Here is a 25,192-nt window from a genome sequence, read left to right as displayed (position 1 = left end):
GGGACGGTGTGTCCCGGAGGCGCCAGCACCCCTTGCGCGACGTCAGCCGCCGCGCGCCCCGTTACTCGGGAATCCCACCGAAGGCGCCCGAATCGAAGTCGTAGAGGGCCTGGATGATTTCCCGGTGGTTGTTCATCACGAACGGCCCGGTGTGGGCGATGGGCTCGTGGATGGGCTCGCCCGCGAGGACGAGGAAGTGCGTGTCCTCGTCGGCCCGGAGGGAGAGAATTTCCCCGTCGTTGGCGAACACCCCGAGCTCACCGCTCCGGATGCGCTCCGTGCCCACCGTCACGCGGCCGTTGGCGACGAGCACCAGGGCGTTGTGGTCCGAGGGCAGCGGCAGGTGGAAGTCCTCGCCCGCGCGCACCTTCACGTCGAGCAGGGAGATGGGCGTGAAGGTCCTGGCGGGGCCCTTCGCGTCACCGTAGCTCCCGGCGATGACGCGCACCCGGCTGTGCTCCGTGGCCTCCCCACCTCCTTGAAGGGGGACCACCGGAATCTGCTCCTTCGTGATGGGCTGGTAACCCGGAGCGGACATCTTGTGCTCGCGAGGCAGGTTCACCCAGAGCTGGAGCATGTGGAAGGTGCCGCCGCGCCGGGAGAAGTCGTGCTCGTGGTACTCCTCGTGGAGGATGCCGGACGCCGCCGTCATCCACTGCACGTCGCCGGGACCGATGACGCCGGAGTGGCCCGCGTTGTCGCGGTGCGCGACGTACCCGTCGAAGGCGAGCGTCACCGTCTCGAAGCCACGGTGCGGATGCCAGCCGACGCCCCGCTGGCCCTTCGCCAGCGCGGGGTAGGCACGGGGCGGATGGTAGTCGAGCAGCAGGAACGGACTGGTCCGCTTCTGGCGCAGGCCGCCGCTCGGCACGAGGGTGTGGACGCGGAAGCCGTCACCCACCCAGTGCAGCTCGCCGCCACCATGGACACTCTCCAGGGTGCGGGGGTGGGAAGTGGCTCGAGGAGAAGTGGGAACGCTGACTTGGGTCGTCGTGCTCATGGCTCCAAACCTAAGCGCCGAGCCCCGTCTGTAAATCGCTCCAGGTCGTGATGCTTATCATCACGTCGTGTGATGGTCCGCGCCCCCGAGCGCGAGCTGGCACAGCGAGGTGAGCCGGTTGGAGGCCCACGTCGCCACCGGGCCCAGCGGCGTGCCCTTGCGGCGCACCAGGGCGAGCGGGCGCTGGGGTGGGGGGCCTCCCTCCCAGGCCGCCAGTCGCAGCGCCACCAGTCGCCCGGCGGCGAGGTCGTCGCGGACGAGGTGCTCGGGCTCATGGCCCCAGCCGACGCCGCCGACGAGGAGGGAGTGCTTGGTCATCAGGTCCGCGACACGCCAGAGGCGCGAGCCGATGACGCCCCGGTCCGCCGTGCCCGCCTTGCCCTCCGGCAGCCGCTCACTCAAGACGAGCTGGATGGCGGAGGCGAGGTGCGCCTCCGTGAGGACGCCCTTCACCGCCGCGAGCGGATGCGAGGGCGCGGCGACGGGGATCATCTTGAGGAGCGCGATGGGGCGCTGCTCCAGGCCGGTGAGGTCCAGGTCCGCGCCGGCGATGCCCAGCGTCGCGCGCCGCTCGCGCACGCGCGCCGTCACCGCGGACAGCAGCTCCACCTCCAGCGCCAGCTCCACCCCTGGGTGCGTGCGCGCCAGCTCCCGCACGAAGTCCAGCAGGGCGTCGGTGGGGAACATGGCGTCCACCACCAGCGACAGCTTCGTCTCCTCGCCGCTCTTGAGCCGGCCCACCACCGCCTGGAACGAGGCGATGTCCTCGTGGAGCCGCTGCGCCGCCGCGACGACGGCTTCTCCCTTCGCCGTCAGACGCGGGACGCGCCCGCTCCGGTCGAAGAGCCGCAAGCCGAGCTGCTTCTCCAGCCGCTGCATGGCCTGACTGACGGCGGGCTGCCCCTGGCCGAGCTTCCGGGCCGCCGCGGAGAAGCTGCCCTCCTCGGCCACCGCGCGGAGCGTGCGGAGCTGGTCGATGGTGACGCTTTCGAGCACCGCGCGACTGCATCACATCGGCGGCGACGATGCACGCGCGCGTCCTCGCGCTCCTTCTTCGAGGCCAGCCACGAGACGATGGGCGAGGGCCCCTTGCTCAATCCGCGTGTGGGAGGTGCTGAATCCTGCCGGCGTTGACGAAGAAGAGGCCCTGGTCGCTCACCGCCAGTTGGTTGAGGCCACGGAGGTCTGGCAGGAGGACGGAGACGCGGCCCTCTTCCAAATTCCTCCGGTGGATTCCCTGGGCGTGCGTCGAGACGTAGTAGAGGCTCCCCGCGTGAAACCGGAGGCTCGCGACTCCGGGGGGCAACTCCTGGATGCCGGTGGGCTGGGCTGCTGCGTGCGGCGCGAGCGGGAGATGCACCAGCCGATGTGAGGGGGCGTCATCCTCGCCGAACACGGCGAAGGGGCCAGTGGGCGTCAGCGCCATCGAAATGGGCGCATAGGGGGTTACCAGCCCCTCGTCGTCGGGCCAGGTGAGGACATCCTCTTGGGGGCCTTCCGACTGGAGGTCCAGTCTCACCAGCGCGTTGCTGACCACGCGGGGCGTGAAGCTCACCGTCCGCTTCTCTCGCCAGTAGAAGTGCGTCTCACTCCGCATGAGGTTGTACGCCGAATGCACTGGGACTTCGGCGACCCGCTCGATGGGCCCTGGCGCATCGGCGCTCGTGCGCCAGACTGAGTTCGTGGGTTGATACGCAGAGCCCATCCAGTACAGGTGGGGGCCCGCGAGGATGGGCGCTGCGGAGTATCCCAGCTCCAACCCCTCGGCGAGCAGCTCCTTGCCGCCACCGGACCTGGGGATGCGAAAGAGACGACCCAGTTCACGGCTTCCACCGTTCGGGGGCGCATCGACACGCACGTGCTCGATGAAATAGACGTGCGTGGGACCGAGCACGAAGCGGCTGAAGGTACCCTCCGCCAGGATCGTCGCGGTCTCCTGCGGCTCGCCGATGCGCGTGCGATATAGCGTCGCCCGAGGCGGCTCGGTGTGCTGTGCGCCTTCGAGGAAGTTCAGCACGTAGACCGAGCTGTCATCCACCTCGATCTGCGCGACGTACACCTGACCAGGCAGCGGCGCGAGGGTGAGTGGCTCCAGGCCATCCGTACCTTCGGATCCCCCGCAACCCCAAACGCCCATGACAATGAGTGCAGTCGAAATGGCCAATGAAAGGCGCTTCACGTCAGGCTCCCCCTGAAAGCGCCGGACCTTCGGTGGCGCGGTTGGGTTTGTCAATAGGGGCTGGGTTGAGCCTGTCTGTCCATGCCCGGGCTGACCCCGGGAGAAGGCCGGCCCTCCCTCATGGCGCCGTGGTCCGCAGCACCTCCGCGTGGGCGGATGCGGTCCAGGTGGAAGTGACGGGTGCGTCCGGGCTCCCTCGGCCAAAGGCTGGCTCTCCATCGCCGCGGGTGCCTCCGTTGCATGGCGCCTCGCGGGCGAGTGGCCCCTGCCGCGAGGCGCGCGCGTCTTGAATGGGGCCTCGACGCCAGCGCTGAGGATGCCTGGGTGATGACGCGGGTTCCGGTGCGCTTCTGATGAGACGGACGCCCCCGGCGCGTTGGGGCCCCGCGAGTGGCACGTGCTGGCCTGGCTGCGCACGGGCCTGGCGATGATGCGCTTTCACACGGGCCTCCCGGATGTGCTTGATCGTGGATTTCATCCGGGTAATATTCGGCACCTCTCGCTACCGCGACGCCGGAGACGCCCATGACTTCGACCACCTGGACTGCCTTCGCCGGACAGCGGCTGCTCGCCTCGGGTCCTCCCGCGGACGTCGTCCTCGCGGCCCGCCGCGCGCTCGACGCCGGGGAGTCCGCGCCGCTGTTGCTCTTTGACGACGCCACGGGCCGGACGGTGGACTTCCACCTGCGAGGCTCGACGGAGGAGCTCCTGGCCCGCCTTCAGCCCGCGCCGGTGGCGGGGGAGGGGGGCACAGGGCATCGGGGCCCCGGCAGGCCGAAGCTGGGCGTGGTGGCGCGCGAGGTGACGCTGCTTCCCCGGCATTGGGAGTGGCTGGCCACCCAGCCGGGTGGAGCCTCCGTGGCGTTGCGCAAGCTGGTGGAGGCCGCGCGCGCGAGCAGCGGCGACACCGACCGCCGCCGCCAGGCCCAGGCCGCGGCGGACCGGTTCATGACCACGATGGCCGGCAACCTGCCGGGCTACGAGGAAGCCGCCCGCGCCCTGTATGCCGGAGACCGCACCCGGTTCAACAAGTGGACCCGGTCATGGCCGGACGATCTCCGGGACCACGCCCGCAGGCTGGCGGCGCCTGCGTTTGGAAAGGAGACGCGATGAGCACGGGTGTCAATCGGCAGTGGGTGTTGAAGCGCCGTCCCTCCGCTGCGGTGTCGGACGACTGCTTCGAGTGGCGCGAGGGCCCGATCCCCACCCCTGGCCCTGGCGAGGCCCTCGTCCGTGTCTCCTGGCTCGCCATCGAGCCCACCCAGCGTACCTGGCTCAACGAGAAGGCGACGTACATCCAACCCGTCGCGCTCGGCGAGGTGATGCGTGGCGCCGGCGTGGGGCAGGTCGTCGCCTCGCACACGGAGCGACTGAAGGTCGGGGACTGGGTGGCCGGGCTCACCGGCTGGCAGGACTACGTCCTGGCCGGAGACTCGGGCCTCTTTGGCTTCAACAAGGTGCCGGACGGCGTCGCTCCCAAGGCGATGCTGAACCTCTTTGGCGCGAGCGGGCTGACCGCATACTTCGGCATGACCGCCGTGGGCCGCGTCGCGCCGGGAGAGACGGTCCTCGTGTCCGCCGCCGCCGGCAGCGTGGGCTCCATCGCCGGACAGGTGGCCCGGCTCCGGGGCTGCCGTGTCATTGGCATCGCGGGCGGTCCCCACAAGGCCGAATGGGTCACCCGCGCCGCGCGCTTCCATGCCTGCATCGACTACAAGTCCGAAGACCTCCGGACGCGTCTCCGGGCCCTGGCTCCACGGGGCGTTGATGTCGTCTTCGACAACGTGGGCGGCCCCATCCTGGAGGCCGCGCTGGACCACCTCGCCCGAGGCGCGCGGGTGGTGCTCTCTGGCAGCGTGTCCTCGGGCTACAAGGACGGCGACTACGGCGCCGCGCCGCGCAACTACATGCAGCTCGGCTTCCAGCGGGCACGGATGGAGGGCTTCATCTTCCTCGACTACGTCTCCCGCTTCCCCGAGGCGTTCCGAGAGCTCGCCGCCTGGGACGCCCAGGGCGAGCTCCACTGCGCGGAGTCCATCGCCGAGGGCCTGGAGCAGGCCCCCTCGGCCCTGCGAGGCCTGTTCGAGGGCCGCAATCTGGGCAAGCAGCTCGTGCACGTCACCGCGAGCGAAGGCCAGGCAGCAGGGGCCGCGCCCTGATGGTGCCGCGATGCGGCATGGCCCGGCTCCGCTCCGGGGCTCGTCCGTTGCTGGCGGGCTGCCTTGAAGTTCTGGTTGTTCATTGTTGACGAGCTGCCAGTAGTGGCCCGTCGATTCGATGACGATGCGCCGCAAAGCCACACCCATGACCGCGCGACATGTCGCGAGCCTCGTGCTCCTCCGGGCCGAGGCACGCGACATTTGCACCGTGAGCATGGCTTTGCGGACACGCTCAGCGAGGCGCCCGACGATGAACCTCCGCGCGCCCTTCCGCCTCGCCGCCAGAGATGCCCGCCGCGGTTGCCGCCGACGTGGTGGTGGCGCCATCGCGGGTTCCACCTGCTTCCCACTGTGCCGTGCCGGTGGCGAAGCGGGAGACCGCCGCGAAGCAGGAGGAGCTCATGTCCGTCGGAAGAATGCCGTTCGTAGGAAGCAGGGCCACCGGGCCATTCGTTCGCATGCTGTCTGTCTTGGCGGCGCTGGCGGCGACGTGGCTGTCGCCTCGCGGCTCAGGCAGACAACAGGCCCCACGCAATCGCCACGGTTTGGATGACGGCGAAGCTCAGCAGCCCGGCCGGAAGGAACTCGGCGAACCCGAACCGGATGAGGTTCCCCTCCGGGTCTCTCAGCGCCGCGCGTTCGGTGAGCGCTTGGGCCAGCGGTCCGGAGGTGGCCGCGGTCAGGAACAGCGAGCTGCCGGCGCACACCGACAAGGCCAGCCCGATGTAGACCGTCTCCGGAGAATGCTGCTGTGCCAGGCGCTCGGCCACCTCAAGCAGCGCGGCCATGCTGGGGCCGGCGGAGAAGACGCCGGTGAGGAGCCCGGCGGCGACGAAGAACACGCACAGTTGCGCCAGCGGCGAAATCGGCAGCGCCTGCAACCAGACGGCGGCGTCGGCGAACAGGCCGCTGCGCCCCACCGCGCCCACCATCACGAACAAGGACAGCAGGAACAGCGCTGCCTCCATGTCGATGCGCGTGCGCACAATCCGCTCGCCCAGCCCCCCGGCGAGCGCGAGCGCCCCCCCGCCCCGAGCCAGGCCACCAGGTCGGGCGTCACCCCCGTCTCTCTGGGAATGGCGACCCAGGCCGCGAGCATGCACCCGAGCAGCAGCAACGGTGGCAGCAGCCTGCGGCGCTCCACCCGCACGTTGCGGTACAGCGCGCCCATGGTGGAGAGCGTCAGCGTGGCCGAGATGGGCGTCTGTCCCAGCCGGCTACCGGGGCGGACCAGCAGGAACGCTGCCCCCAGCACACCGGCCAGCGCGACCAGCGTCACCGGCAGCGCGCGCACCAGGTAGTCGGGGAAGCTCATCACCCCGGTGCCTAGCAGCAGGATGGCCGGAAAATCTCCAATGGGGGTGGCGGCGCCGCCGAGGTTGCAGGACACCAGGACCAATGCCAGCGTCCACGTCACATACCGCTGTCGCACGCCCATCAGCTTGAAGAGGATGAGCAGCACCGGCAGCACGAGCAACAGCGCGGTGAGGTTGTTCACCAGCCCGCTGACCACGTACATGCCCACCGCGAAGAGCAGCAGGATTCGCCGGGGGCCAGCGTGGCTCAACCGGGTGGCGTGCAGCGCCAGCACGCCGAAGAGCCGCGACTCGACGAACAGCTGCGAGAGCAGCCCCAGCGTGACGAGAATCACGATGACGTCCCACGGCACCTGCGCCAGCAACTCGGGCGCGGTGCCGGTGCCCAGCAGCGAAGACGCCAGGGCCGCCAGGCCGGCGCCCATGCTCACGACCACCAGCCGGCGCGTGGGGAGCACCGCCTGAACCAGCAGCGCGGTGATGAGGATGCCGGCGAGGATGGCCTGGGTCATTCAGACCAGCTCCGTGAACGTGGCGGAATCGACCTCCACCAGCCAGCGCGGATACACGAACATCGGGGCTCGGAGCACGTCCCAGGCAATCAGCGAGCGGAACTGGGTGCGCACGTCGTCGCCGGTGACGCGGAGCCACGCCGGCATCACGTGCGTCCCGGCGCCATGGACGCCGTAGGCGAAGGTGAGCAGCGTGCTTCGGGGCCCCGCCCACGCCTGGAAGCGCTCGAGCTCCACGAGCTCCACCCGCCCCGCGTAGTTGGACAGCACGCGCTCCCAGTCCACCTCGAACGGCGAGCTCCGCAACAGCGCGAGGCGGATGCCTTCCAGCTTCGGAATCAACGCGTCGAGGAACTCCGTCTCCAGGCCGACCACCACGAGCTGCCGGGTACCGTCGAGCGCGCCGAGCACGGCTCCGGGGTCCGTGTGGGGCTCGCGTGAGCCGGCGAGCCACTTCTCGGCGACCGTGTCCAGCACCGGGAACGAGCGGCCCAGCGCGTCGCGCAGGCTGCTCACGCCCGCGTCGCCCGCGAACCGCGCCACGTCCTTCACGTAGAGCCACGCAGCGCAACACATCCCCAGCTCGCCCGCGGCGACCGAGAACGCCTGCGCCAGGCCCTGGGGCAGCTCGACGCTCACTCTTCCGGGCTCTCTGGAAGCCGCGCCAGCAGCTCCGTCAGCAGCGTCACCATGGCCACGTTCGCCAGCGCGTGCTGCGGAGGCCCGTCGGTGAGGCAGTCCACCATGGCGTCGAAGTCCCGGGTGCCCTTGCGCGCCAGGAACTCCAGGGGCGCGGTGGGGAGCGGCAGCGGATAGCTGGGCGCGTCGTCGCGCCGCGCGAGGTGTGGCGGCAGCCGCATGGGGACCTCCTGGGACGCGCCGAGGTCCAGGGCCTCGCGGTCACCGCGTGCCACCCGCTCGAGCACCAGCCCGAGCAGCGAGAGCAGCACGTAGTTGGCGCCGCGGTGGTGCGCCGGCCCCTCGCCGAGCACGCACCGGACGACGAAGGCGCGCTCTTGCGGGGCCGGCAGGTATGGGGCCAGCAGTGCTTCGATGCGCGCGGTGTCGACGAACCTCGAGATGGCCGATGAGGGGAGGTGTCTATCGTGCGGAGGGCGCGGCGGCATGACGCCTCACCTTACCCGCGCCCGGCATGTCGCTGCACGCTTTCGTTGGGACTCCGACGAACCTCGCCACTCCCGATACCTGGCGAAGCCCTGCTCCACGGGCGGGGACGCCCGCTCGCGTGAGGGTTTGAGCGGCGGGACCGAGAAGGGCCGGGTCGGAGAGCAACGGCTCGCCCGCGAGGACGCCGTGTGTGTGCGGCTGCGTGAGGTGCGGGGGCAGGCGGCGGGTCTTGGCGGTAGGTGAAGGGCGCACGAGGGTGCGCGAGATTTTGAAGCACCTGGGCTTGCCCACGGCAGGCGTATCCGCGTACGCATGGCCAGCGTGACGTCGCGGCAGGGCACGTCGTGGAAGGTCGGATTGCGCTTCATCGAGCCCATGCTCGCGTTGTCCGGGCCCACGACACCGGAGTTCGCCGCAGCGCCCACGCCGAAGTAGCGCGCGCCGTCAGGCCCCACGGTAGGGCCCGTGGCGGAGTGGGGGGACTCGGCGGCGTTCCGTTGACGTGGGCCTCTGGTGGGCGGCTCTCGGCTGAGCCCTGATGGAGCGGGAATGCCATATGCCATACCTCGCGAGAGGTATGGGGCTGGATGCGCATCCCCGGTAAAGGCAGATGATGCGTTCCATTGCATGTCTGTTGCCGGTCGTGTCGGCGGTGATGCTCGGGGCCTGTGGTAAGGTCTTCTCGGGGAGCTGCGCCGACACGAATTGAGGGTGCCGGTAGGCTGGAGCGTGTGAGGTCGTGCGTCGTCATGCGTATCTGCGCCGCTGGGGGACATATGCGAGTCTTGAAGGGAGATACCGTCATCCACCGCAGGACGCGGGAGGTGGGCATCGTCGAGCGCCATGATGGGAACCACGTCGTGCTGCGCTGGCCCGAGCGCAATGGCCAGCGTGAAACCATTCCGAGGAACGAGGTACAGGGGCTCGCGGAGGCGATGGCAGAAGCGCGTCAGGCATCGAGGCTCTTCAGCACGACGTTGAGCCTCACGGGGGCGTCGTCCCTGGCGGACCTGGTCTCCCGGTTTGGCTACTCGACGGGGCACATGCGCAGTGGGTCCCTGCGCAAGGTTCGCTCGCAGCTTGAGCGCGCTGGGTTGAGGCTCGACACGGAAGACGACGGCGCGCGGCGAGATTCTCCCTTCTGGCTCACGTTGCTCGACCTTCCTGAACCCGAGCCAGACTCCGCCGCCGACGCGTCCCGGCAGGAGCATTTGAGAAACATCGTGTTCCCGTCGCCATCCTGGCCCCTGGCGCTCGGGCTGGCCGCTCACCGGGAAGTGGCGCTCCTTCGTGCATTGACGGAGCGGGAGCCGCTCCTGTGCATCCTGCACCTCTCCGATACCGCGGCGGACGGAAGCTGGCTTCGAGCGACCTGGGAGGCGCTGGTGTCCTGGGCCTACCGCGCGGCACAGCGCTTCGTCTGGCAGTTCTCCCGGGATGAAGACGTCACGGTGCGCCAGGGGTCGTCCGCGCTGCTCCAGTCGCATCTGGCGCCCACGTCGATCGACGATTGCGGGGGGCGGCTACAAACGGGACCCAGGAGCCTCAATCTGGTCACCGTCCGGCGTGACGCCGAGCTTCCGGTCGACTTCGACCGCCTCAAGGCGAGCTGGCCCGGCCCGCTCTTCGAGTTCTTCCCTCCGGAGGATGCGAACGAAATAGAGGCGAGCAGGGCCGCCGTCCAGAGCCTCCTCTTGCTGCTCGGTGGTTTGCCCGCGGCGGACGCGCCGAGTTCACTCTCCAGGTTGTCTCCGGTTCGTCTGGCGGTCTGGGCGCGCGAATCCGCTGAACAGTTGCTTGTTCGCGGCTCGGCGCTGGTGGGGGAGGTCTTTTCGACGCGGGGGGCATCCAAGCTGAAGGGAAGCACCGAGGGCGACACCTCCCTCGCGCTCAAGGCCTTGCTGGCGCATTGGCTCATCAGGCAGGACCCGGAGGTGAAGCTGGACTTCGAGGTCGCGGACGGTCGGGACGGCGGCGTCGACCGGCGTATCGACCTGGTGGTCGAGGGCGAGGGGCACTTCGAGGTCGAGAGCCTGCGCGGCTCGGGCCCGATGGAGGACTTCATCCATCAGAAGGTCTTCGCCCGGCTTCGGGACAAGCGCTTCACGCTGGTGGTTCCCAACGACGCGCTCCTCTGGGCAGGGCCCTATCTGGCGGACGTCGCCTTTCATCTGGGGGAGAAGGGGCGGGTGTTGATTCCCGGCGCGGAGCAGGTCTGGATGCAGCTTGAAGGCGTCCAGTTGCCGGAGAGCGCCACGGAAGTGGAGTCTCCGGAGGTCGCCACCGAGGACTTTCTCGCCGCGCCAGGACGCACGCCGAGCGTCGAGTCCCTGAAGCTGAACGACGTCGTGGGGTACGCGGAGCTGCGCAAACGTATCGAGGCGCAGGTCATCTGGCCGGAGCGGCACTCGCGGTGGCTGCGGGGCATCTCCCGCTCACCGGGCATTCTGTTCTTCGGGCCGCCAGGATGCGGAAAGTCGCGAATGGCCAAGGCCATCGCGGGGGAGCTGGAGCAAGAAGTCCGGCTCCTCGCGCCCTCGGACCTGCGCGGCGAATACATCGGGTGGGGTCAAATCCGTGTCCGGGAGCACTTCAATTGGCTCGCGGAGCGAGAGCAGCGGATGCTCGTCATCGACGAATTCGATGCCATCGCCAGGTCGCGCCGGGACGGCGAGATGCACTCGGATGAGAAGTCGACCGTGAATGAACTCCTGGTCCAGTTCGACAAGGTCACGCGTTTGGGCCGCATTGTCGTGGCGACGACGAATGATGTCGACTCGTTGGACGATGCGGTCCTGAGAACAGGGCGGTTCGGCAGCTTCGTTCCGGTGGGGCCGCCAGACGTGGAGGCCGCAGCGGACATCCTCGACTATTACCTGAGACAGTTCGCGCGCGTCTCCGCCGAGCAACCGCAACTGCGGGTGCACATCCCGTCCCGGGAGGCGTTGCTGTCCCTGCTGCGCCCGGTCATGGACGCCAATGCCTCGGAGGCTCGAGCCTTCAGCGGCTCGGACCTGGAGGCCGCCGTGAATCACGTGGTCATGGACCGAATGCGAGCGGCCATCGAAGGACGCTCCAGCGCGGTGCAGTCGATTGTCGAAGCCAGCATTCCAGCAGACGTGGTCGTCGGGGCCTTGCAGTCGGGGCCCCGGTCCATTCGTCCCGAGGCGCTGGCACGCTTCGAGGACGAGAAGGCTCGCTACTGCGGGCATTGAGCGGGGGACCGTCAGCCGCACGGCTCCCGCGAGGCGGCTGGACGCGTGATAAAGCACGGGCATGGAAGCAACCGTCGCGCTGTGCCCCCTTCACCCCGAGCGCCCCGCGGAGGGGACGTGCAGCCGCTGTGGCACCTTCCTGTGTGAAGGCTGCCGCAAATGGCAGGTGGGGCGCATGCTCTGCCTGCGCTGCCACACCGTCGCGCTGGGGGAGAAGCCCTCCCAGCGCGCCACGCTGGCGCTCATCTTCGCCACCGCGGGGTTCATCGGGTTCGTGCCGGGCCTCGTGGGCCTCGTGCTGGGCTACCAGGAACTGGCGGCCATCCGGCGCGGTGCCGCCCCTGGCTCAGGGGAGGGGTGGGCCATCCTCGCTCGCAACGTCGGCTGGTTCCATGTGGCCATGCTGGTCCTCATCGGACTCGTGGTGACCTTTCGCTCCTGAGCGGGGCGCCTGGCGCCGCCGCCCGAGGTCGCTCGCGGCTTTGCAATGTCGGCTACAAGACGGCTAGCTTCGCCTCCCCGACCCGAGCCGGGTCGACCGAGGGGGTTCACATGGGTTCGAAGAAGCTGGCGCTGGAGGCGGGCGGGCCGCCTCGCCTGGAGCTGTCGTGGGGATGGCGGTGGAAGCAGTTCACCGTCACCTTGGACGGAAAGGTCCTGGGGACGGTGGACGGCGGGGCGGACGAGCTCAAGCGGGGGGTGTTCTTCACGCTCCCCGACGGGAGCTCGCTGAACGTCCTGCTGCTGAGCGGCGCGTTTCATTCGGGCCTGTCGGTGTCACGCAACGGGGAGGCGCTTCCTGGCTCGGACACGGACCCGGTGCAGCAGGTCAAGCGCGCGGCGAACCTGCTCTATTTCCTGGCGGGCCTGAACACGTTGCTCGGTGTCGTCGCCATGGTGGCGCGGAGTGATGTCCTGGAGGCCGTGGGAATGGGGCTGGGCTCCATCATCTTCGGTCTGGTGGTCGCGGTGCTTGGCTTCTTCACCTACCGGGGCGCCCCGGCGGCGCCCATGCTCGCCGGCGTCCTGTACATCGCGGACGCGCTCTTCACGGTGGCGGACACCGTCACGTCGGGAGGGCGCGCGCCCATCTTCGCCATCATCATCCGCATCTACATCATCGTCACGCTCTTCAGGGCCGCGAAGGCCGCGGGGGACCTGCGCCGCCGCGCCCAGGAAGAGGCGGGCGTGTCGCTCCAGCCCTGATGCCAGAAACGACGACGCCCCTTGCGGGAAGGCCAGGGGGGCGTCGTGGGCGCCGCGGCCGGGACGTCAGCGCTCGGTCGCCTCCGCCGCCTGCCGCTCCTCCTTGCAGAACGCCAGCCGCTGCTGGATGACGTCCAGCGGCACGGCCATCTCCAGCTTGAACGACGTGCCATCCGGCTGGACGCGCGCGAAGTCGAGCAACTGCGCCAGGTCCTTCTCACCCTCGGCCTGCGCCTTGATGCGCGCCATGCTCAGCGCGGCGCCCAGCGTCTTGCCCAGGTCCGTGACTTCATCGCCATTGGCGCCGCGGACCTCGGCCACCATGGCCACGTCGCCGCTGGCGTCCACGTGCAGCTCCACGTTCTGCGCCACGTCGCGGATGCGCTGCGCCAGCTCCGCCTGCTCCTTGGGCAACAGCCGCGCGAGCTGCTCCACCGACAGCACGCCGTACATCTCCCCGTAGGTGCTGCCCTCGCCGATGGCGGGCGGCTCGTCGGGGCCGCGGCCCTCCACCCGGTCCACCACCGCCTTCACCTCGTCCGGCGACTGGCCAATCACCAGCAGCTCGTTGTTCCACGTCGCCACCGCGGCGTCGCTCCGCCGACGCACCGTGCTCCCGTCCGGCCGCGTCACCGTCATCTCGCCCGGCTCGTACACCCGGGCGCCTTCGCCGTAGTCCATGGACACGCGCTCGCCCAGCAGCTCCTTGAACTTCGCGTTGGCGAAGTTGCCCGAAAGCATCATCCCCTCGTCGGTGATGACCAGCCGGTCCAGGTCCTGGAGCGGGTCCACGCCGCTGAGGTTGCGCAGCTCCTCCAGCCGCTTGCCGCCATCCCGCATCAGGCAGTCCAGCAGCAGCTCCCCAATGGGCGAGTGCCGCAGCGCGTTCGCCTCGATGACCACCGCCGTCTTGCCCTCGCCGCGGGGCAGGGCGGCCAGCACCGGATCCCGGGGGCGCTGGCGCTCCGGCTTCGTGCCCGCGTCCACCTGCACCGGCAGCACCAGCGTCCGCCGCCGCTCCGCGCGCTCGCGCTCGGGGGCGCGCATCCGCCGGGGGAACTCCACCTTCGGCGTCTCCGGCGTGGGCTCGTCCCCCTGGCCCGTGAACATCAGCACCGCGGCCACCACGAACAGCATCGCCGCCACGACGAGCCACACCCGGCGGCGTCCTCGGTTGTCCATGTCAGTAGTCCTTCCCCTCGAAGCGCCAGAACCCCACCGCCAGGGCCCCGAATCCAAACACCAGCACGCCGAGCAGCAACATGCCCAGCGAGCGCACCTCCAGCGGCGTGGACGCGGCGATGTCGCCTCCGGCCACGGCCAGCGAGGAGAGGCGCGGCAACACCAGCGTCACCGCCCGGAAGGCCTGGCGCCCCAGGCCCTCCTCGAAGAAGGGCGTCAGGTCCTGCCGGTAGCCCGCGATGATGCCGCCCACCAGGGCCACGAAGCCGGATGCCGCGCACAGCGCCGCGCTGCGCACCAGCGTCGCCGTGGTCAGCATCACCGCGTACACCGCCGCGAAGCCCACGCACGCCAGCAGCCCCGCGATGAGCGGCCCCGCCGTCCAGTACCCCGCCTTCACGCCGAAGATGAGCACCAGGCCCGTCGTCCCATACAGCGTCCCACCCAGCGCCAGCGTCATCACGCCCAGGAACGTCCCGGCCAGCAGGTGCCAGCGTTGAAGCGGCAGCGCCAGCAGGTGCTCGATGCGCCCCGGTGACATCAACGACGGCGCGAAGTCCGAGCACGCCACGATGCCGAACAGGATGCCGCCGTAGAACACCAGGAACGCCGCGGCCTGGTACACGGGCCGCAGGGCCACGTCGACGGAGCGGATGCTGTTCTTCAGCTCCTCGCCGAACAGGCGGGACGCCGCGAGCGCCCCGTCCACCACCTCGATGCGCAGGCTCAGCGCCACCACGGCCAGCACCAGGGTGATGCCCACCAGGAAGGCCAGGATGAACTTGCGCGACAACGCCTCTCGGAGCACGTACCCCGCGATTCCCAGGACTGGCTTCACGCCGCGGCCTCCACCGTTCCCATCAGCACCGACTCCAGGTCCGTTCCGTCTCGCCGCAGCTCCACCATCAATGCCCCGGCCGCCCGCGCCCGGTCCAGCGCTTCATTGAGCGCCGCCGGGTCCGCCGCCTCCACGAAGTACTGTCCCTCCGCGCCGCCCCGGGCGAAGCCCGCCGCCGCCAGGCCCTCCGCGCGGGCCCCGGGCGCGAAGCGCACCAGCCACCGCGCGCCGCCGCGCGCCAGGTCCTCCAGCCGGCCCTCGCGCACCACGCGGCCCTTCGCCAGGATGGCGACCCGGTCACAGACGCGCTCGGTCTCCGCCAGCAGGTGCGAGTTGAGGAACAGCGTCGTCCCGCGCTGCACCTCTTCTTGGAGGATGCGCCGCACCTCCATGCGCCCCATGGGGTCGATGCCGTCCGTGGGCTCGTCCAGCACCAGCAGGGAAGGGGTGCCCACCAGCGCCGCGGCCAGGCCCAGCCGCTGCCGCATGCCCTTGGAGTACCCGCCGATGCGCCGGCCCACCGCGTCCGCCAGGCCCACGCGCTCCAGGAGGCGCAGGTTCACCGAGCCGTCCACGGGGAGGCCCTTGAGCCGCGTCACCGTCGCCAGGAAGGCGGGCGCCGTCCAGGTGCCGGGCAGGTGCAGGCGCTCGGGCAGGTAGCCGATGCGGGCGCGGATGCGCGGGTCCTCCGGGGAGCCCCCCAGCACCCGCACCGTGCCCTCCGTGGGCTGGACGATGCCGAGGATGCTCTTGATGAAGGTCGTCTTGCCCGCACCGTTGGGGCCAATGAGGCCGAAGGCGCTCCCCTCCGGCACCGTCAGGTCCATTCCCCGGAGGGCCTCGCTGCCCCCCCTCCGGAAGGCCCGGTGGTACGTCTTCCGCAAACCCCTCACTTCAATGGCGGGTGCCTGGCTTGTCACGGTCGGGACTGTAGACGACCGGGCCGCCCACCGATTGCGCCGGTTTGCCGGGCGGTCGTCCGGGCGGGCGGAGCGGTCGGGTGGCGCCCCCCTGCGGCGCCTCGTTCGCGCCCGTGGGAAAGCCGCTTCGCACGCTGTCGTGCCTGCCGCGCCGCGGTAGCCCGTCGTTCCGGGGACTTGGCGCCTCCCAGCTTCCTTGGGGCTCCACGGTCCGGCCCATGCATTGCCCGCGGGCGGACCCAAGCCCCGAGGAGAAACGGACATGACGTACGAGGACCGCATCGAACAGCAGCTCCTGGATGCCCGTCGCGAGCTGGCGCAGGCCGACCGGGACCTGGCGACGGGGACGGAGGCGGCGCGCGTGCGCTACGCCCGCGCCTTGCACGAAGCGGACATCGCCGAGCGCCGCGCCCAGCGGCACGCCCGGGAGCAGTGGAATCATCAGCGGAGCTGGAGGCTCGTCGCAGGCTGAGCAGCCGGGCAGGGGACCGGAAACGATGAAGCCGCGGCGCCGCCGGTTTATACCGGCGACCGCCATGGCCTATCCCATCCACCGACCCCGCCGCCTGCGCCGCAACGCCGTCCTGCGCGACATGGTGCGTGAGACGCGCCTCGACCCGGGCGACTTCATCTACCCCCTCTTCGTCGTGGAGGGCCGGGACGTGCGCCGTCCCATCGTCTCCATGCCGGGGATCTTCAACCTGTCCCTGGAGCACGTCGTCACCGAGGCCCGGCGGGCCCGCGGGCTGGGCGTGCCCGCCGTGCTCCTGTTCGGCATCCCGAACCACAAGGACGCGCACGGCACCCAGGCCTACGCCGACGACGGCATCGTCCAGCGCGCCATCCGGGAGATCAAGGCGGCCGAGCCGGACCTCCAGGTCGTCGTGGACATCTGCCTCTGCGAGTTCACCGACCATGGCCACTGCGGCGTGCTGGAGGGCGGCCACGTCGTCAATGACGCCACGCTGCCGCTGCTGGCGAAGATGGCCGTGAGCTGCGCGAAGGCGGGCGCGGACATCATCGCCCCGTCGGACATGATGGACGGCCGCGTGGCCGCCATCCGCGCCGCGCTGGATGAGGCGGGCTTCGGCGAGCTGCCCATCATGGCGTACTCGGCCAAGTTCGCGTCCGGCTACTACGGGCCCTTCCGCGAGGCCGCGCAGAACACCCCGTCCTCCGGTGACCGCCGGGGCTACCAGATGGACCCCGGCAACGTCCGGGAGGCCCTCAAGGAGGTGGCCCTGGACGTGGAGGAGGGCGCGGACCTCATCATGGTGAAGCCCGCGCTCGCCTACCTGGACGTCATCCGGGCCGTGCGGGAGCGGTGGGAGCTGCCCGTCGTCTCCTACAACGTCTCCGGTGAGTACTCGATGCTCAAGGCCGCCGGGCAGAATGGTTGGATCGACTACGAGCGGGTGATGCTGGAGACGCTCACGTCCATGAAGCGCGCCGGCTCCGACCTCATCATCACCTACCACGCCCTGGAGGCGGCGAAGCTCCTGTAGGCAACAGCCGGACGGACTCGTGGCGGGTTGAGGCTTGATCCGCCGCGCGCGTTGCGTCCAAATGCGCGTCGCACGATGCCAACCCCCAAGCGGCCTGGACGCAAGTCCCAGAAGCCCTCGCCCCCACGCCGGCGCACCGCGAAGAAGCGGTCCGGCGCCGGGCGCGCGGTCCGTGTCACCTCCCCAGGACCCTTGCAGTACAAAGTGGTTGAGCTGTCCACCGTGGACGAGGGCGCCCTGGAGCGCACCCTCAACGAGTGGACGGCCAAGGGCTGGAACCTCGACGGCATCCAGTTCGCCATGCGGGAGTCCTCCAAGCGCCCCGCCATGGCCTTCATCCTCTTCACGCGCGAGGGCGACGCCGCCGCGCACGATGAAGACGCGGCGCGCGGACGGCTGCTGCGGATGTCGGAGACGGGCAGCCCCACCGCGGCGCTCGCGGCCGAGCACGCGCGCGAGCACGCCGAGTGGGCCGCGCCCAGGATTTCTCCCTTGAGCGCCCACGAACGGCTGGCCCGGCTGGCGGGCCTGGACGAGCCCGAGCCGCGCGAGGAAGGCCTCACGCTGGAGCCCGAGGAGTGAGCACCGCGCGAAGCCGCGTGCTGATGGCGGCGAGCCGGCAGGGGGGGCGGACGCTGCGGCTGGTGTCCGAGGACGTTCCACCCCAGTCTCCCTATCCGAAGGCCTCGCTCTGGCTGCGCGGGGGCGCGCGGGCGGTGGACGTGGCGGTGGCGTGGGGCCTGTACGTGGTGTGCGGCGCGGCGGGCGCGGTGGTGGCGCTGCTGTTCCTGCTGCTCGCGGACGGGATGCTCCAGGGCCAGAGCGTGGGCAAGCGCCTCTTCGGCGTGAAGGTGATGCACCTGCCCACGCGCTCGGCGGCGCGGCACCGCGACAGCACGCTGCGCAACGCGCCGCTGGCGCTCATCGTCCTGCTTTGGATGATGCCCGCGCCGCACGGGACGGTGGCCGCCGCCGCGGGGCTGCTCGTCATTGGCAGCGTGGAGGCGTGGCGCGTGCTGAGGGATCCGCTGGGCTGGCGGCTGGGCGACACCTGGGCGCAGACGCAGGTGGTCGACGGGAAGGTTGTCGCGGGCGTAACCGTTGCAGCTCGCACGCCGGTCGCGCATGAGCGCGCCCCCGGCAGGCTCATGTCCGCGGCGAAGGTGCGCCGGGGACGCTCGTCGTTCAGGAAGCGAAGGGGGTACCCGTGCGCATCGCGCTGACCCACAACCTCAGGCTGTCTGATTCGGAAGAAGAGGCGGAGTTCGACACCCAGGAGACGGTCAACGCGCTCGCGGCGGCCATCGAGCGCATCGGCCACCGGCTGGAGCGCTTCGAGGTCAGCGGCCCGGCCTCGCGCACCGTGGCGCGGCTGGAGGCGTACAGCCCGGACCTCATCTTCAACACCGCGGAGGGGCGCCGCGGCCGCTTCCGCGAGGCCTTCTACCCGGCGCTCTTCGACGAGCTGGGCTTCCCCTACACGGGCTCGGACGCGTACGCGCTGGCGGTGACGCTGGACAAGCAGCTCACCAAGCTGGTGCTGTCCAAGCAGGGCATCCGCACGCCCGGCTGGCAGTACGTGGAGAAGCTCAGCGAGCTGTCCGCGGAGAACCTGCGCTTCCCCGTCATCGTGAAGCCGAACTTCGAGGGTTCCTCCAAGGGCATCACCCAGGACTCCATCGCGGAGACGCTGGACGAGGTGCGCGCCAAGGTGGCCGCCGCGCTGGAGAAGTACCCCTCCGGCGTGCTGGTGGAGGAGTACATCACCGGCCGCGACCTGGCCGTGCCCTTCCTGGAGTCGGTGGACAATGACTACGACGGCGTGCTCACCCCGGTGGAGTACGTCATCGACCCGGCCGTCACCGCGGGCCGCAGGTACGCCATCTACGACTACGCGCTGAAGACGTCCCGCGAGGGCGCGGTCAGCGTGCGCGCCCCGGCGCAGATTCCGCCCCGCACGGCGGAGGACATCCGGCGGATGGCGCAGAAGGTGTACCAGGCGCTGGACTGCCGGGATTTGGGCCGCATCGACATCCGCCTCAGTGACGCGGGCGTGCCGTACTTCCTGGAGATCAACGCGCTGCCCAGCCTGGAGCCGGGCGCGGGCATCTACGCGTCGGCGGAGCTGGACGGCCTGCACCTGGATGGCGTGATGAACGCCATCATCACCAGCGCGGCGAAGCGGTACAAAATCAAGGACTCGTCGCGCCGCCAGGGCAAGCCCGCGCGCAAGAGCGGTCCGCTGCGCGTCGGCTTCAGCTTCAACGTCAAGCGCGTGAAGCCCACGGCCACGGCGGAGTCGGTGGAGGACAGCGAGGCGGAGTACGACTCGCCCAACACGCTCCAGGCCATCCGCGAGGCGATTGCCTCCTGGGGCCACGAGGTCATCGACCTGGAGGCCACGGCGGAGCTGCCGTCGGTGCTGTCGAGCACGCCGCTGGACCTGGTGTTCAACATCGCGGAGGGCTTCAAGGGCCGCAACCGCGAGAGCCAGGTGCCCGCGCTGCTGGAGCTGCTGGACATCCCGTACACGGGCTCCGACCCGGCGACGCTGTCCATCGCCCTGGACAAGGGCCTGGCGAAGAAGATCGTCCGGCAGGCCGGCATCCTCACGCCCAACTTCCAGCTCATGGTGACGGGCAAGGAGCGCCTCAACAAGGAGTTCACCACCTTCCCGCTCATCGTGAAGCCGGTGGCGGAGGGCAGCTCCAAGGGCGTGGTCACCAAGAGCGTCTGCCACAGCGAGGCGGAGCTGCGCGACGTGGTGCGGGAGATCGCCGGCAAGTACCAGCAGCCCGCGCTCATCGAGGAGTACGTCCGCGGCCGGGAGTTCACCGTGGGCCTGCTGGGCGAGCGGCGTCCCCGCGTCCTGCCGCCCATGGAGATCGTCTTCCTGGACAAGGAGGAGAAGAACCCCGTCTACAGCTTCCAGCACAAGCTGGATTGGACGGACCGCATCCGCTACGACGCGCCGGCGAAGCTGGAGCCCGCGCTGCTGGAGCGGCTGCGCACGGCGGCGCGCAGCTCGTTCATGGCGCTGGGGTGCCGCGACGTGGCGCGCATCGACTTCCGCATGGATGACAAGGGGCGCATCTACTTCATTGAATGCAACCCGCTGCCGGGCCTGACGCCGGGCTGGAGCGACCTGGTGCTCATCGCCCAGGGCGCCGGCATGGACTACCGGGGCCTGATTGGCGAAATCATGGCCCCCGCCATCCGCCGCTACAAGGAGCGAGAGGCCCGCCGCGCCGCCAGCGAGCACTCCGCCTCGGTGATCCGCAAGAGCGTGCCCCTGGAGGAAGCGGCGCACGCCGCGGCGCAGCCCGCCATGCCCGCGCCTGCCCCCGTGGCCCCGGCGGCCCCGGCGGCGGAGCCGTCACCCCGCGTGGACGCGAAGGCCTGAGCCCTCCACACGACACTTGGAGCGTCCCGTCCCGTGTCCTCCCTTCGAGGAGACGGGCGGGGCCCGGTGGAGTGGTTGACGGTGGGGAGCGGTCGGTTAGTGTGCCCCATCTATGGTGCACATCCCCGAGGAGAGTGGCCCGCGCGTCCGGGCCCGTGAGCTGGGCTTGCCGCTGGGGCGCTTCAAGCCCGGCAAGTTCAACGCCATCACCGACGTGGACGGGGTGCTCGTCGGGCACAGCACGTTGATCCAGGGTGACGGCCCGCTGCGGCCCGGCCACGGCCCGGTGCGCACGGGCGTCACCGCCATCCTCCCCAACAAGGGCAACATCTTCATGGAGCGCATGACGGGAGGCGGCTTCGTGCTCAACGGCGCGGGCGAGGTCTCCGGCATGACGCAGCTCATGGAGTGGGGCCTCATCGAGACGCCCATCCTCCTCACCAACACCATGGCGGTGGGGGCGGTGTCGGACGGCGTGGCGCGCTACCTGGTGGACCGCTACCCCGGCATTGGCGACGAGCACGACGTCATCATCCCGGTGGTGGGGGAGTGCGACGACTCGTGGCTCAACGACATCTCCGGGCGCCACGTGCGCGAGTCGCACGTCTTCGAGGCCATCCACAAGGCCTCCAGCGGCCCGGTGGCCGAGGGCAACGTGGGCGGCGGCACCGGCATGGTGACGTGCGACTTCAAGGGCGGCATCGGCACGTCGTCCCGCAAGCTGCCGGAGGTGCTGGGCGGCTACACGCTGGGCGTGCTGGTGATGTCCAACTTCGGGAAGATGCACAACCTGCGCGTGGGCGGCCTGCCCGTGGGCGAGGTGCTGGCGGAGAAGTTCAAGGGCACGCCCAAGCGCGGCCAGACGTACGGCTCCATCATCGCGGTGGTGGCCACGGACGCGCCGCTCCTGAGCCACCAGATCAACCGCCTGTGCAAGCGGGTGGCGCTGGGCATCGGCCGGGTGGGCAGCTACGCGGCGCACGGCTCCGGGGAGATTGTCGTCGGCTTCTCGACGGCGAACATCATCCCCCGGCGCACCCAGAAGATGGTCTACAAGCTGAAGCTCCTGTTGGACCAGCGCCTGGACCCCCTCTACGAGGCCGTCATGGAGGCCACCGAGGAGGCCATCCTCAACGCCCTGTGCATGGCCACGTCCATGACGGGCGCCAACGGCAACCACTGCCAGGCGCTGCCCCTGGACGAGGTCCGGCGCTTCCTGGACGCCTACAAGCCGATCTTCGCCTCCGTGAAGAAGCGCCCCCAGCAGTCGAGCGCCCCCGCGGCCAGGGAGCGGCCCAGCAACGAGGACCGGGAAGGGGAGGTGACGGTGTCCACCGCCCGGCCCACCCAGGTCCGGGGCGCCGAGGGCATCCCTTTTCCCACCCGTCCGGCACCGGACGACGCCGGGGAGCCGGGGGGGCCCGAGGGTTCCTCTTCCGGGAGCCCGGCGGGTTCTGATAGTTAAGCCCCTCTTTTCACGTCTCCGTACGGAGCACAGGAGTCAAAGATGGCCCGCAGCAAGAGCAAGCACCGTCGCGTGCAGATGAAGATCAAGCAGGCCTGGAAGAAGCGGGCGAAGAAGAACAAGGCCGAGGCCAAGGCCGCCGCCGAGTCGAAGAAGAAGTAGTCGTTCCGACCGCGCTCGTGCGGCCCGTGGCTCAGTCCCGGGTCGCCGAGAACGGACTGGAGACGTCGCAGCGCTGTCCCCCCGTGCCGGACGCGCGCACGTAACTGCCCGAGAAGACGCCGGACAGGGACGCCGTCCCGCCGTCCGTCACCGGGGCCGCGAAGGTCCCGGAGAGGCTCAGGGTGTCCGTCCGGCCACCCGTGGGCGCCCCGGCGCCGCTGCCCGTCAGCAGGAAGTTCCCCTGGGCGGAGATGGAGCCCCGGAGGGGGATGTTCGCGAGCTGGCTGGTGAGGCGGTCGCCCGTGCGCGAGATGTCCATGCGCTCATCCGTGGGGAGCTCCACCCCCATCAGCGCGCACTCCGAGGGCAGGCCCCCGCTCGTGTTCCACTGCAGCCGGTAGCGGCCCTCCACCGCGGGGCAGTCCGTGCAGCGCGTGTCAGCGCCCCCACAGGCGGTGGTGGTGAGCAGGAGCAACCCGGCGAAGAAGGGGACGAAACGTCCAGAAGTCATGAGTCGGCTCTCCTCGAGGCGGAAGCCGGACTTCCCGGTGGGGCGGCCGGTTCCTAGGTTGGGCAAGGGCGGCGTTCGGTGGGCTCGTAGGGCGGGGCGGGGTGGTGCGGTGGCTGACACGAGGCGGTGGTCCAACTTTGTTTTCGCCGGGCTCTTCGCCCTGGCGCTGATTCTCTTCTCCAGGATTCTGCTGCCGTTCCTCATGCCGGTGTTGCTGGGCGGCTTCCTGGTCGTGTTGTTCATGCCGGTGCAAGACTACCTGAGCCACAAGCTGCGGGGCCGCAAGTCCCTCAGCGCCGGGGTGTCCACCGTCATCGTGTTCCTGCTCATCCTTGCGCCGCTGGCGCTCGTCGGGTGGATGGTGGCGCGCGAGCTCTTCACCCTCGTGGGTCAGGCCCAGGGGCTGCTCGCGCAGGGGCACCTGCGCCACCCGCTGCTCGCCGGCCTGCCGCTGGACGTGGAGCGCTACCTCCGGCTGGGCGCGGACGGTCAGGACGTGGAGCGGGCCATCCTGTCCGCGGTGACGGGCGGCGCGGCCCTGCTGCGCGACGTGGCGGCCGCGGGCACGGACCTGGTCATCAACATGTTCCTGATGACCGTGGCCATGTACTACTTCTTCCTCGACGGCCGCCGGCTGGTGGCCGAGGTCACGCGGCTCATCCCGTTGGACAGGCGCTACTTCGAGGCCTTCGCGCGCGAGTTCACCGACGTCGCCTACGCCATCATCTATGGCAACACCGTCACCGCCCTCATCCAGGGCGCGGTGGGCTTCGTCGGGCTGCTCATCGCCGGGGTGCCCCATGCCGGCGTGTGGGGCGCGGCCATGGTGCTGGTGGCGCTGGTGCCGGTGGGCGGCACGGCCCTGGTCTGGGGGCCCATTGGCGTGGTGCTCATCGCGGCCAACCGCGTCAGCGAGGGCGTGTTCCTCCTGGCCTGGGGCGCCTTCCTGGTGGGCAGCATCGACAATGTCATCCGGCCCCGGCTGTGTGGCTCACGCATGGCGCTGCACCCGCTGCTCGTCTTCCTGTCCATGTTCGGCGGGCTGGCCGTCTTCGGGATGATGGGGCTCCTGGTGGGGCCGCTCATCGCCTCCATCTTCATGGCCATGGTCCGCATCTACCGCCGTGACTTCCTGGGCATTGGCCGCGCCGAGCACCTGACGGAGGAGGACCGCGCCGAGTCGACGCCGCCCATGGCGGAGCCCGCGCCCGCCCGGGTGTCCGCGCCCGCGCAGGCGATGGGCTCGGCGGCCACGCTGAACGCCTGAGGGGAGGGGGCGCCGCCCCGCCTGGACTTCCCACACGGGGTGGGTGAACCTCCCCGGAGAATGACGAACGCCCGACACTCGAGGATTCACTGGGGCCCGTGGTGCGCCCTGTTGGCGGCGCTGGTCTCCCCGCCGGCGCTGGCCGCCGCGGGGAAGCGGGAGGCCCCGGAGGAGCCGAGCGTGGTGGTGCTGGCGATGGAGGGGGACGCGCGCCACCGGCTGGGCACGCGGCTCGAGCCGGCCCCGCGGGCGACGCGGCGGGTGCGCGTGGCGGCCCAGGGGCGGGACGAGGCGACGCGCGGCATGAAGGTGGAGCCCGAGTCGCACACCCCCACGGAGCCGTTCCTGGAGGTGTCGTTGGACACTGGCTCGGGCGGCACGGTGGGGGAGGCGCCGGTGCGTCCGCCCCTGGCGCGGCTGACGCTGAGCGGCACGACGACGTGGCGCAACTACTGCGCGCGGCCCGGCGTGAAGTCCTGCGGTGAGTATGACGGGCTCCCGGCGAACGAGCGGCTGGGGGACACGGTCAGCTATTCGTCGTCGGTGCCGTACCTGGGCGTCGCCGCCGAGCTGGAGCTGCTGCCGCTGGCGCGCGGTGAATCGCCGCTGCGCGGGCTGGGCCTGTCGCTGGGCTACCGGCGCGGATTTTCCTCCACCCACGTGACGCTGGTGGGTGACGCCGGCCAGTCGACGACGCGCGAGGTGGCGGCCACCGACTCGGTGCTCACCGCGCAGGCGCTGTACCGCTACTTCTTCGGCATGGGCGCGTCGCACGCGTCGCCAGGCTACGCGGGGCTGCGCGCCGGCCTGCTCACCCGCGCCTTCGACGTGGACGCGTCCGCAGACAGTCACCTCACCGGCACGCACCGGCTGTTCCCCGCGGTGGGCCTGGAGGTGTCGGTGCCGCTGCTGCGCCAGGTCCGGCTGGAGGGCGCGGGGCAGTTCTTCTTCAGCCCGAAGCCGGGCACGGGCCTGGGCGGTGGCGGCGCGGCCCTGGACGCGGAGGTCGGTGACTACGGCACGTCGGTGTCCAGCTTCGGCTGGGAGGCGGAGCTGGGCGTGGGTGGCGAGCTCTGGGGGCCCTTCGGCTACTCGGTCCGCTTCCGGCTGTCGCGCTACCAGGACACGTTCTCCGGCGCGGGGACGAAGCGGGGTTGGGATGACGGCGGCGTGGCGGCGGAGACGTACTCCAGCCTGCACTGGGGCCTCACCGCGTCCTACTGA

Annotated in this window: 26 protein-coding genes; 15 read left to right on the top strand and 11 right to left on the bottom strand. The window is 70.4% G+C overall.

All coding sequences use genetic code 11. From position 1 onward, the window contains the following. Positions 1-61 precede the first annotated feature (61 nt). The 3 genes from MYMAC_RS20360 to MYMAC_RS20350 form a co-directional block, all read right to left on the bottom strand. Entirely contained in the window at positions 62-1,000 is a 939-nt protein-coding gene (locus tag MYMAC_RS20360; protein WP_095959283.1) for a pirin family protein, read from the bottom strand. Positions 1,001-1,060: 60 nt separating this feature from the next. Beyond that, positions 1,061-1,996, bottom strand: coding sequence for a LysR family transcriptional regulator (locus MYMAC_RS20355; RefSeq protein WP_013940729.1), 936 nt, complete (start codon positions 1,994-1,996; stop codon positions 1,061-1,063). A 97-nt stretch (positions 1,997-2,093) separates the two neighbouring features. Continuing rightward, positions 2,094-3,179 (bottom strand): hypothetical protein, encoded by a 1,086-nt coding sequence (locus MYMAC_RS20350; RefSeq protein ID WP_157757524.1) that lies wholly within the window; start codon positions 3,177-3,179, stop codon positions 2,094-2,096. A 525-nt stretch (positions 3,180-3,704) separates the two neighbouring features. Here MYMAC_RS20350 and MYMAC_RS20345 point away from each other — a divergent pair. Further along, positions 3,705-4,292, top strand: coding sequence for a DUF2239 family protein (locus MYMAC_RS20345; RefSeq protein WP_095959281.1), 588 nt, complete (start codon positions 3,705-3,707; stop codon positions 4,290-4,292). Then, positions 4,289-5,338, top strand: coding sequence for an NADP-dependent oxidoreductase (locus tag MYMAC_RS20340; RefSeq protein ID WP_095959280.1), 1,050 nt, complete (start codon positions 4,289-4,291; stop codon positions 5,336-5,338). The genes MYMAC_RS20345 and MYMAC_RS20340 overlap by 4 nt, the downstream gene beginning before the upstream one ends. Before the next feature lie 509 nt (positions 5,339-5,847). Here the strand turns inward: MYMAC_RS20340 and MYMAC_RS37935 are convergent. The 4 genes from MYMAC_RS37935 to MYMAC_RS20325 are packed head-to-tail and all read right to left on the bottom strand — an operon-like array spanning position 5,848 to position 8,293. Continuing rightward, a complete protein-coding gene (locus tag MYMAC_RS37935; RefSeq protein ID WP_239988916.1) occupies positions 5,848-6,324 on the bottom strand; it encodes an SLC13 family permease in 477 nt (158 codons plus the stop codon). Then, positions 6,270-7,166 (bottom strand): SLC13 family permease, encoded by an 897-nt coding sequence (locus tag MYMAC_RS20335; RefSeq protein WP_239988915.1) that lies wholly within the window; start codon positions 7,164-7,166, stop codon positions 6,270-6,272. The genes MYMAC_RS37935 and MYMAC_RS20335 overlap by 55 nt, the downstream gene beginning before the upstream one ends. Beyond that, on the bottom strand, positions 7,167-7,805 hold the full coding sequence (locus tag MYMAC_RS20330; protein WP_013940724.1) for a hypothetical protein: 639 nt from the start codon (positions 7,803-7,805) through the stop codon (positions 7,167-7,169). Next, entirely contained in the window at positions 7,802-8,293 is a 492-nt protein-coding gene (locus tag MYMAC_RS20325; protein ID WP_013940723.1) for a hypothetical protein, read from the bottom strand. The genes MYMAC_RS20330 and MYMAC_RS20325 overlap by 4 nt, the downstream gene beginning before the upstream one ends. Before the next feature lie 313 nt (positions 8,294-8,606). On the opposite strand from MYMAC_RS20325, the gene MYMAC_RS38395 reads away from it, so the two are divergent. The 4 genes from MYMAC_RS38395 to MYMAC_RS20310 all read left to right on the top strand — a co-directional run bounded on the left by MYMAC_RS38395 (position 8,607) and on the right by MYMAC_RS20310 (position 12,715). Beyond that, the gene (locus MYMAC_RS38395; RefSeq protein WP_275662997.1) at positions 8,607-8,729 is read left to right on the top strand and encodes a hypothetical protein; all 123 of its coding nucleotides are present in this window, start codon (positions 8,607-8,609) and stop codon (positions 8,727-8,729) included. 389 nt (positions 8,730-9,118) lie between these two features. Then, positions 9,119-11,509, top strand: coding sequence for an AAA family ATPase (locus MYMAC_RS20320; protein ID WP_239988914.1), 2,391 nt, complete (start codon positions 9,119-9,121; stop codon positions 11,507-11,509). A gap of 61 nt (positions 11,510-11,570) precedes the next feature. Continuing rightward, the gene (locus tag MYMAC_RS20315; RefSeq protein ID WP_043711451.1) at positions 11,571-11,951 is read left to right on the top strand and encodes a DUF4190 domain-containing protein; all 381 of its coding nucleotides are present in this window, start codon (positions 11,571-11,573) and stop codon (positions 11,949-11,951) included. A gap of 110 nt (positions 11,952-12,061) precedes the next feature. Next, on the top strand, positions 12,062-12,715 hold the full coding sequence (locus MYMAC_RS20310; RefSeq protein ID WP_095959279.1) for a hypothetical protein: 654 nt from the start codon (positions 12,062-12,064) through the stop codon (positions 12,713-12,715). 66 nt (positions 12,716-12,781) lie between these two features. Here the strand turns inward: MYMAC_RS20310 and MYMAC_RS20305 are convergent, their stop codons facing one another. Genes MYMAC_RS20305 through MYMAC_RS20295 form a run of 3 tightly spaced genes read right to left on the bottom strand, consistent with a single transcriptional unit; the run spans position 12,782 to position 15,619 of the window. Next, positions 12,782-13,897, bottom strand: a complete 1,116-nt coding sequence (locus MYMAC_RS20305) for a hypothetical protein (protein ID WP_095959278.1) — start codon at positions 13,895-13,897, stop codon at positions 12,782-12,784. Between the two features lies 1 nt (position 13,898). Next, a complete protein-coding gene (locus tag MYMAC_RS20300) occupies positions 13,899-14,735 on the bottom strand; it encodes an ABC-2 transporter permease (protein WP_095959277.1) in 837 nt (278 codons plus the stop codon). Beyond that, entirely contained in the window at positions 14,732-15,619 is an 888-nt protein-coding gene (locus MYMAC_RS20295; protein ID WP_095959276.1) for an ABC transporter ATP-binding protein, read from the bottom strand. The genes MYMAC_RS20300 and MYMAC_RS20295 overlap by 4 nt, the downstream gene beginning before the upstream one ends. Positions 15,620-15,917: 298 nt before the next feature. Here MYMAC_RS20295 and MYMAC_RS20290 point away from each other — a divergent pair, with 298 nt between their 5' ends. From MYMAC_RS20290 to MYMAC_RS20260, 7 genes are all read left to right on the top strand, one after another. Then, a complete protein-coding gene (locus tag MYMAC_RS20290; protein ID WP_013940716.1) occupies positions 15,918-16,127 on the top strand; it encodes a hypothetical protein in 210 nt (69 codons plus the stop codon). Positions 16,128-16,191: 64 nt separating this feature from the next. Next, a complete protein-coding gene (gene hemB, locus MYMAC_RS20285; RefSeq protein WP_239988913.1) occupies positions 16,192-17,160 on the top strand; it encodes a porphobilinogen synthase in 969 nt (322 codons plus the stop codon). Between the two features lie 204 nt (positions 17,161-17,364). Then, positions 17,365-17,742, top strand: coding sequence for a hypothetical protein (locus MYMAC_RS20280; protein ID WP_013940714.1), 378 nt, complete (start codon positions 17,365-17,367; stop codon positions 17,740-17,742). Beyond that, entirely contained in the window at positions 17,739-18,383 is a 645-nt protein-coding gene (locus tag MYMAC_RS20275; protein ID WP_013940713.1) for an RDD family protein, read from the top strand. The genes MYMAC_RS20280 and MYMAC_RS20275 overlap by 4 nt, the downstream gene beginning before the upstream one ends. Then, positions 18,368-20,563 (top strand): D-alanine--D-alanine ligase family protein, encoded by a 2,196-nt coding sequence (locus MYMAC_RS20270; RefSeq protein WP_095959273.1) that lies wholly within the window; start codon positions 18,368-18,370, stop codon positions 20,561-20,563. The genes MYMAC_RS20275 and MYMAC_RS20270 overlap by 16 nt, the downstream gene beginning before the upstream one ends. 112 nt (positions 20,564-20,675) lie before the next feature. Further along, on the top strand, positions 20,676-22,028 hold the full coding sequence (locus MYMAC_RS20265; protein ID WP_013940711.1) for a DmpA family aminopeptidase: 1,353 nt from the start codon (positions 20,676-20,678) through the stop codon (positions 22,026-22,028). A 42-nt stretch (positions 22,029-22,070) separates the two neighbouring features. Beyond that, positions 22,071-22,190, top strand: a complete 120-nt coding sequence (locus MYMAC_RS20260; RefSeq protein ID WP_002636551.1) for a hypothetical protein — start codon at positions 22,071-22,073, stop codon at positions 22,188-22,190. A gap of 31 nt (positions 22,191-22,221) precedes the next feature. On the opposite strand, the gene MYMAC_RS20255 is transcribed toward MYMAC_RS20260, so the two are convergent. After that, entirely contained in the window at positions 22,222-22,701 is a 480-nt protein-coding gene (locus MYMAC_RS20255) for a hypothetical protein (RefSeq protein ID WP_095959272.1), read from the bottom strand. Positions 22,702-22,810: 109 nt separating this feature from the next. Between MYMAC_RS20255 and MYMAC_RS20250 the strand changes: the two genes are divergently transcribed. Together MYMAC_RS20250 and MYMAC_RS20245 are read left to right on the top strand one after the other, a co-directional pair. Further along, complete coding sequence (locus MYMAC_RS20250; protein ID WP_095959271.1) at positions 22,811-23,968, top strand: AI-2E family transporter; 1,158 nt, start codon at positions 22,811-22,813, stop codon at positions 23,966-23,968. Positions 23,969-24,028: 60 nt separating this feature from the next. After that, positions 24,029-25,192: a hypothetical protein gene (locus MYMAC_RS20245; protein ID WP_239988912.1), complete on the top strand. Its 1,164-nt coding sequence runs from the start codon at positions 24,029-24,031 to the stop codon at positions 25,190-25,192.

The sequence above is a fragment of the Corallococcus macrosporus DSM 14697 genome (genome assembly GCF_002305895.1).
GTDB lineage: Bacteria > Myxococcota > Myxococcia > Myxococcales > Myxococcaceae > Myxococcus > Myxococcus macrosporus.
The sequence above is the reverse complement of the archived record's forward strand: the minus strand, read 5'-3'. Positions and strand labels throughout refer to the sequence as shown.

Bases quoted from the DNA above. Each gene is read 5' to 3' on its own strand.
- MYMAC_RS20315 (WP_043711451.1), top strand. From the start codon at position 11,571: ATGGAAGCAACCGTCGCGCTGTGCCCCCTTCACCCCGAGCGCCCCGCG.
- MYMAC_RS20265 (WP_013940711.1), top strand. From the start codon at position 20,676: ATGGTGCACATCCCCGAGGAGAGTGGCCCGCGCGTCCGGGCCCGTGAG.
- MYMAC_RS20310 (WP_095959279.1), top strand. From the start codon at position 12,062: ATGGGTTCGAAGAAGCTGGCGCTGGAGGCGGGCGGGCCGCCTCGCCTG.
- MYMAC_RS20260 (WP_002636551.1), top strand. From the start codon at position 22,071: ATGGCCCGCAGCAAGAGCAAGCACCGTCGCGTGCAGATGAAGATCAAG.
- MYMAC_RS20335 (WP_239988915.1), bottom strand. From the start codon at position 7,166: ATGACCCAGGCCATCCTCGCCGGCATCCTCATCACCGCGCTGCTGGTT.
- MYMAC_RS20325 (WP_013940723.1), bottom strand. From the start codon at position 8,293: ATGCCGCCGCGCCCTCCGCACGATAGACACCTCCCCTCATCGGCCATC.
- MYMAC_RS20345 (WP_095959281.1), top strand. From the start codon at position 3,705: ATGACTTCGACCACCTGGACTGCCTTCGCCGGACAGCGGCTGCTCGCC.
- MYMAC_RS20340 (WP_095959280.1), top strand. From the start codon at position 4,289: ATGAGCACGGGTGTCAATCGGCAGTGGGTGTTGAAGCGCCGTCCCTCC.
- MYMAC_RS20290 (WP_013940716.1), top strand. From the start codon at position 15,918: ATGACGTACGAGGACCGCATCGAACAGCAGCTCCTGGATGCCCGTCGC.
- MYMAC_RS20360 (WP_095959283.1), bottom strand. From the start codon at position 1,000: ATGAGCACGACGACCCAAGTCAGCGTTCCCACTTCTCCTCGAGCCACT.
- hemB (WP_239988913.1), top strand. From the start codon at position 16,192: ATGGCCTATCCCATCCACCGACCCCGCCGCCTGCGCCGCAACGCCGTC.
- MYMAC_RS20245 (WP_239988912.1), top strand. From the start codon at position 24,029: ATGACGAACGCCCGACACTCGAGGATTCACTGGGGCCCGTGGTGCGCC.
- MYMAC_RS38395 (WP_275662997.1), top strand. From the start codon at position 8,607: ATGGCCAGCGTGACGTCGCGGCAGGGCACGTCGTGGAAGGTCGGATTG.
- MYMAC_RS20255 (WP_095959272.1), bottom strand. From the start codon at position 22,701: ATGACTTCTGGACGTTTCGTCCCCTTCTTCGCCGGGTTGCTCCTGCTC.
- MYMAC_RS20305 (WP_095959278.1), bottom strand. From the start codon at position 13,897: ATGGACAACCGAGGACGCCGCCGGGTGTGGCTCGTCGTGGCGGCGATG.